The organism is Kitasatospora sp. NPDC093558 (assembly GCF_040683475.1).
Lineage (GTDB): Bacteria > Actinomycetota > Actinomycetes > Streptomycetales > Streptomycetaceae > Kitasatospora.
On the sequence record NZ_JBFBDY010000385.1, the window covers coordinates 1 to 6,076 of the forward strand.

Here is a 6,076-nt window from a genome sequence, read left to right on the forward strand (position 1 = left end):
GAACCGGATGCCGGTCGCGTCGCGCAGGGCGTTGGCGAAGGCGGGCGGCACCGGGTTGAAGGGGCTCTCGGACATCGACTTGGCGCCGAGGGGGCCGATGGCGTCCGACGTGTCGGAGAAGTGCACCTCCGTGCGGGGCACGTCGGCGTACGCCGGCAGCCGGTAGCGCCGGAAGGCGGCGGTGGTGACCTCGCCCCGGTCGTCGACCAGGACCTGCTCGAACAGCGTCGCGCCGAGCGCCTGGGCCACCCCGCCCTCGACCTGGCCACGGCACTGGAGCGGGTTCATCACCTTGCCGGCGTCGGCGCCGTGGACGCTGCGCAGGATCCGCATCTCGCCGGTGTCCGGGTCGACGGCGATGCGGAACCACTGGGAGTTGAAGGCGATCGAGCGCGGCGAGCCGCCGAAGTGTCCGTCGGCGCTGAGCTCCACGCCCTGGCCGCGGGCGGCCTCGAACACCTCCTTGAGCGCGACCGCCCGCCCGTCGCACTCGACCGCGTCGGCGGTGAGGCGCAGCAGGCCGCGCGGGGTGCGGGCGTACTCGGCGGTGAAGCCGAGGATCCGTTCGGCGAGCGCGTTGGCCGCCTTCATCACCGCCTTGCCCGCGACGACCGTGCCGGCGGAGCCGAAGGCGCCGGTGTCGTGCTTGACGACGTCGGTGTCGGACTGCCGGATGGCGATCCGGTCGACGGTGGTGCCGAGGGCGCCGGCGGTGATCTGCTTGTGGACGGTGGTGGTGCCGTTGCCGAACTCCGCGGTGCCGACGGCGATGTCGTACGTGCCGTCCTCCAGGAGCTTCACGGTGGCGTCGGCGATGTGGCCGCCGGGCGGGCCGCAGGCGATGGCCGCCATGGCGAAGCCCTGGCCCACCAGCCAGCCCTCGGGGGCGAGTTCGGCGCTGGTGTCGTCGGCGAGGGCGTTGCGGACGACGGCGAGGCACTGGTCGAGGCCGTAGCTGGCGATGTGGAGGTCCTCCTCCTCGCCGAGCGGGCCCTCCATGTGCTCGCCGGGGCCGATGATGTTGCGCTCGCGCAGCACCAGCGGGTCGATCCCCAGCCGCCGGGCGAGCTCGTCCATCGCCGATTCGACGGCGAAGGTGACCTGGCCGAGGCCGTAGCCGCGGAAGGCGCCGGCGGGCACGCCGTTCGTGTAGACGGCGTACGCGTCGACCTTCTTGTGCGGCGCGCGGTAGACGCCCATCGCCTCGCCGACGCTGTGGAACATCACGGCCGGCCCGTGGTTGCCGTACGCGCCCGTGTTGGACACGACGCGGTACTGCAGCGCGGTGAGCGTCCCGTCGGCCTTCGCGCCGAGCTTGACGGTGATCGTGAACGGGTGCCGGGTGGTGGCGCCGTAGAACTGCTCGGCGCGCGTGAACTCCAGCTTGACCGGCCGGTGCAGGCGCAGCGCCGCGAGCACCGCGATGTCCTCGGTGAGCATCTCCTGCTTGCCACCGAAGCCGCCGCCGACCCGGCCGGCGACCACCCTGACCTGTTCCATCGGCAGGTCGTACAGGTCGCACAGCGCCCGGCGGGTGAGGAACGGCACCTGGGTGGAGGAGCGGACGACGAGCCGCTCCTCCCCCGTCTCCTCGGCCTCCGTCTCCCCGCCCGACTCGAAGTAGACGACGCAGCCGTGCGTCTCCAGGCTCGCGTGCTGCACCCGCTGGGTGCGGAACGTCTCCTCGTACACCACGTCCGCCTCGGCGAAGCCCCGCTCGACGTCGCCCATCTCGCCGTGGGCCTCGCCGCAGACGTTGTTCTCCGCGCGGGCGATCCGCGACTCCGGCCCCTTGGGGTGGATGACCGGCGCACCCGGCGCCATCGCCTCCTCCGGGTCCAGGACGTACGGGAGTTGTTCGTACGCGACGACGATCCGCCGGCAGCCCTCTTCGGCGGCGCCCTCGCTCTCGGCGACCACGGCGGCGACCCGCTGGCCGACGAAGCGGACCACGTCGTCGAGCACCCGGGTGTCGTCCGGGTCCTCGGTGGGGTGCTCGTGCCGGGCCGAGGAGTAGAGCTTCTCCGGGGCGTCCTCGTGGGTGAACACGGCGACCACCCCGGGCACCCGCAGGGCCGCCGAGGTGTCGATGGCGACGATCCGGGCGTGCGGGTGCGGGGAGCGCAGCAGCTTCATGTGCAGCAGGCCCTCGACGTCGAGGTCGAAGGTGTAGCGGGCGGTGCCGGTGACCACCTGCGGCCCGGCGGGCGCGCCGAGGCTGCGGCCGACGGCCTGGCCGGCGCACGGCGCCTCGGTGTGCTTGACGCCCCGGACGGAGTCCTCGATCGCCCGGTAGCCGGTGCAGCGGCAGAGGTTGCCCTTCAACGCCCTCGGCAGGTCGGCGAGTTGCTCCTCGTCGAGCGCGCTGGTGGTCATCAGCATGCCGGCCGTGCAGAAGCCGCACTGGAAGCCCTGGGCGTCGAGGAACCGCTGCTGCATCGGGTGGAGTTCGCCGTCCTTGGCGAGCCCCTCCACGGTGGTGACGGAACGGCCCTCGGCGCGCAGCGCCGGGTAGAGGCAGCTGTGCACCGGGTTGCCGTCGACCTGCACGGTGCAGGCGCCGCAGTCGCCCGCGTCGCAGCCCTTCTTCACCCCGAACCAGCCGCGCTCGCGCAGGTACGTGCGCAGGCACTGGCCCGCTCTCGGCTCGGCGTCGAAGTCCTCGCCGTTGACGCGGATGCGGTAGCTCATCGCCCGGCCTCCTCGACCAGTTCGCGGCGGATCTCCTCGGCGAAGCGGTGGGTCATGTGCCGCCGCCAGGCCGGGAGTCCGTGGATGTCGTCGAAGTACTCGTCGGGCCGGACGCCGTACGCGACCGCCTCCCGCACGGCCTCGGCGTTGGGCGGGACGGCGAAGCGCAGCTGGATCGGGCGGACGGTGGAGGCCGTGATGGTGAGCGCGAGTTCGCCGTCGATCGGGTCGCGGGCGCCGATCAGCAGGGCGCCGGAGCGGCCGAGCCCGTACAGCGAGGCCTGGCGGAACGCCGTCCGGCTCGCCAGCGCGCGGGCGGGGACGGTGATCGACCGCAGCAGCTCGCCGGGCCGCAGGACCTTGACGCCGGCGCCGGTCACGAAGTCCTTCACCGGCACCTCGCGCACCTCGCCCGCCTGGGAGAGCAGGGTGCACACGCCGTCCAGGGCGGCGGTCAGCGAGATCATCGGCCCGGCCGGCAGCCCGTTGCAGAGGTTGCCGCCGACGGTGGCCATGTTCCAGATCTTCCAGGAGGCGAGGAACGCCCGGCAGCACTGCTCGAACAGCGGCGCGGCCGGCCAGTCCGCGCCCCGGGCGAAGCGGGAGAGCTGGGCGATCGTGCAGGTCGCCGCGATCTCCAGGTCCCCCGCCGCGGTCATCCGGACCGGCTCCCAGCCCATCCGGCCGAGGTCGACGAGCCGGCGGATGTGCGGCTGCGGCTCGGAGAACAGGTACGTCCCGCCGCCCAGCCAGGCGTCCCCCGGCCGCCAGGTCTCGCGACGCCGCGCGTCGCGCAGCTCCACCACCGTGTTCAGGTCCACGTCCAACCACCGTCCTCGACCGTTCAGTACGGCGATTGAAGCAACGGCGGGACTCCCGAACGAGTGGGCTCGGCTACCAGGCACGTCCGGCTGGACTGGATGATCGACCAAGTCTCCTGCCTCGCACATGCGATGGCTATACGGTCCGTAGCCTCGCGAATGCGATGAGCACTGAACGCGAGCAGCGGCCCGGGAGGGTGTCCCGGGCCGCCGCCTTTGCCGCGAAGGTTCAGTACCGGGCCGTGACGGTGACCCCGCTGAACGCGGTCTGCGCGTAGAGGCTGACGTAGCGGTAGCCGGCCGTGTTGTTGATGACGGTCAGGCCCTGGGTGGTGCCGTCGTTGAACGAGGCGTCCGTGTGGGCGCTCGGCGTCGCCCAGGAGTTGGGGTTGTAGAGCAGGTACGCCGTGCCGGTGCCGCCCTTGGTGGTGACGGTGAGGGTCGTGGTGCCGGCGGGGAGCCAGATGTAGTAGTAGGCGAGGTTGCCCGCGGTGGCCGACTGGTTGGTGCGGTAGCAGTTGCGGTCCAGCACGCGGGTGTCGGCCGCGGTGCAGGCCGTCGTGCCGTCGGTGACGGTGAGCGCCTTGCTCGCGGTCGCGGTGTGGCCGCTGTCGTCGGTGACGGTCAGGGTCACGGTGTAGGTGCCGGGCGCGGCGTACGTCTTCGACGGGCTGGCCGTGGTGGCGGTGGTGCCGTCACCGAAGTCCCAGGCCCAGGAGGTGATCCGGCCGCTGCCCGTCTCGGTGGAGCGGTCGGTGAGCCGGACGGTCAGGCCGTCGGCGGTGCTGTCGAACGCGGCGGTCGGGGCGCCGCCCGTGGTGGCGCAGGCCCCGGCGGCGCAGGCGGTCAGCCAGGCGTCGAAGTCGGCGTCGTACGACGTGCCGAGGGAGTTGTAGACGGCGTAGCCGCCGGGGTAGTCGCCGGTGCGGAAGTGGGAGAGCATCGCCTGGACGACGTCCGGGTGCTTCTCCTCCATGTAGCGGACGGCGAGGTAGCCCCACGGGTAGGTGCGCGTGGTGTCGCTGTTGTCGTAGGTGTTCTGGAAGAGGGTGCTGAGCTTGTAGGTGTGCTTGCCGGCCTCGGACACGGCCTGGGTGTCGGTGACGCCGCGGTAGGTGTAGGAGACGTACTCGGCGACGCCCTCGATCCACCACACGTCGGGGACGGCGATCTGCTGCGAGAAGTTGCCCTTCATGTCGTAGCGCGCGTCGAGGGCGTGCGTGTACTCGTGGTTGAGGTTCCAGACCCGGGCCGTGAAGCCGTTGTCGGTGGCGTGCCGGTAGGTGATCGAGAGCGGCTGGTTGGCCGGGTTGCTCGGGTCGCCGGTGAGGGTCATGCCGCCGTTGTTGGTGTCGATGCCGTAGATCGGCCCGGCGTAGGTCTGGTAGTCCGCCGGGCTGGCGAAGTTGACCAGCTGGAGGGTGTTCTCGTACTGGCCGGGTATCGGGCCGTTGTCCTTGACGAGGTTGTGGACGAACGGGTCCTGGTTCTGCAGGCTCGCGCAGACGGCGTCGAGGTCGGCCGCGGTGAGGTCCTGCGCGCGGATGGTGTGCGCGGCGTCGCAGGTGCGGCTGATCGGGAGGGCGGCGGCGGCGAGCCGCTGGGGCAGGTCGCAGACGCCGTAGTAGGAGCACTGGGCCTGGTCGTACGCGGCGGCCAGCCCGGCGACGCCGACCCACAGCGAGGCGGTGGGGCCGGTGATGGACGACGCGTCGAGGAGACCCTTCATCAGCGGGCGCACCTTGGCCTGGAGGGCGGGGTGCTCGATGAAGCGGGCGGTCTCGATGCCGGCGTTGGAGTCGAGGAAGGAGTTGGTCCCGCCGAGCAGGTCGCGGTGGTTGAGCGCGAAGGCGTTCAGGGTGTCGATGATGCTCGGGTCGGCGGTGACGGCGTCGACGTAGTCCTGGTTCTGGTGCCCGCGGAAGATCGGGGTGTAGACGTCGTTGACGAAGTTGACCATGTGCCAGGAGCCGTTGTACGCGCTGGTGTAGCCGTTCAGCACCTTCTTGTACGTGCCGAGGTAGCGCGCCTGGAGGTTGGCGCTGTCGGTGAGGATGACGGCCTCGCCCGCGATCTGCCCGTTCGCGTCGGTGACGTCAGTGAAGTGCGGGCTCGTGGTGAACGCGTCGAGGCCGCCCGCCACCGCGGTGGTGAGGGCGGAGTCGTACGGGCCGACGTCCGTCGGGTGGTTGTACTGCACGTAGTACCCGGCGCGCAGGTAGAGCACCAGCGGCAGGATCCCCGTCGAGTTGTCGCCCGGGTAGGCGGCGGCGACGTCCTTGAGGGCGCCCGCGATCGTGAGCATCTGGCTCTCGCGGAAGACCCCGGACGCGTTGGTGCCGGCGAGGCCGAAGAGCGTGTTGACGCAGTCGGGTGCCGAGGCTTTGACGAAGGAGACCAGTGCGGACCCGGTGCGGCTACTGAAGTCGGCCGGGGTGCAGGAAGCGGCGGCGAGCAGCGGGGCCGCGTTGTGGGGGGCCGTCGTGGGTGTGGTCAGCGGGCTGCGCGGCGGGAGCTGGGCGGGCGTCAGGCGGTGGTCCTGGACGGTCGCGCGGCTCGCGGCG

Annotated in this window: 3 protein-coding genes; all 3 read right to left on the reverse strand. The window is 71.7% G+C overall.

All coding sequences use genetic code 11. The features are described 5' to 3' along the window. Nucleotides 1–2,691 (reverse strand): molybdopterin cofactor-binding domain-containing protein (locus tag AB0O00_RS27040; protein WP_363656009.1); only part of this gene is annotated, 2,691 nt, incomplete at its 3' end. Further along, on the reverse strand, nt 2,688–3,512 hold the full coding sequence (locus AB0O00_RS27045) for an FAD binding domain-containing protein (RefSeq protein ID WP_363656011.1): 825 nt from the start codon (nt 3,510–3,512) through the stop codon (nt 2,688–2,690). The genes AB0O00_RS27040 and AB0O00_RS27045, both read right to left, overlap by 4 nt. Nucleotides 3,513–3,741: 229 nt before the next feature. Next, nucleotides 3,742–6,076: collagenase (locus tag AB0O00_RS27050; RefSeq protein WP_363656013.1), on the reverse strand; the 2,335-nt coding region annotated here is incomplete at its 5' end.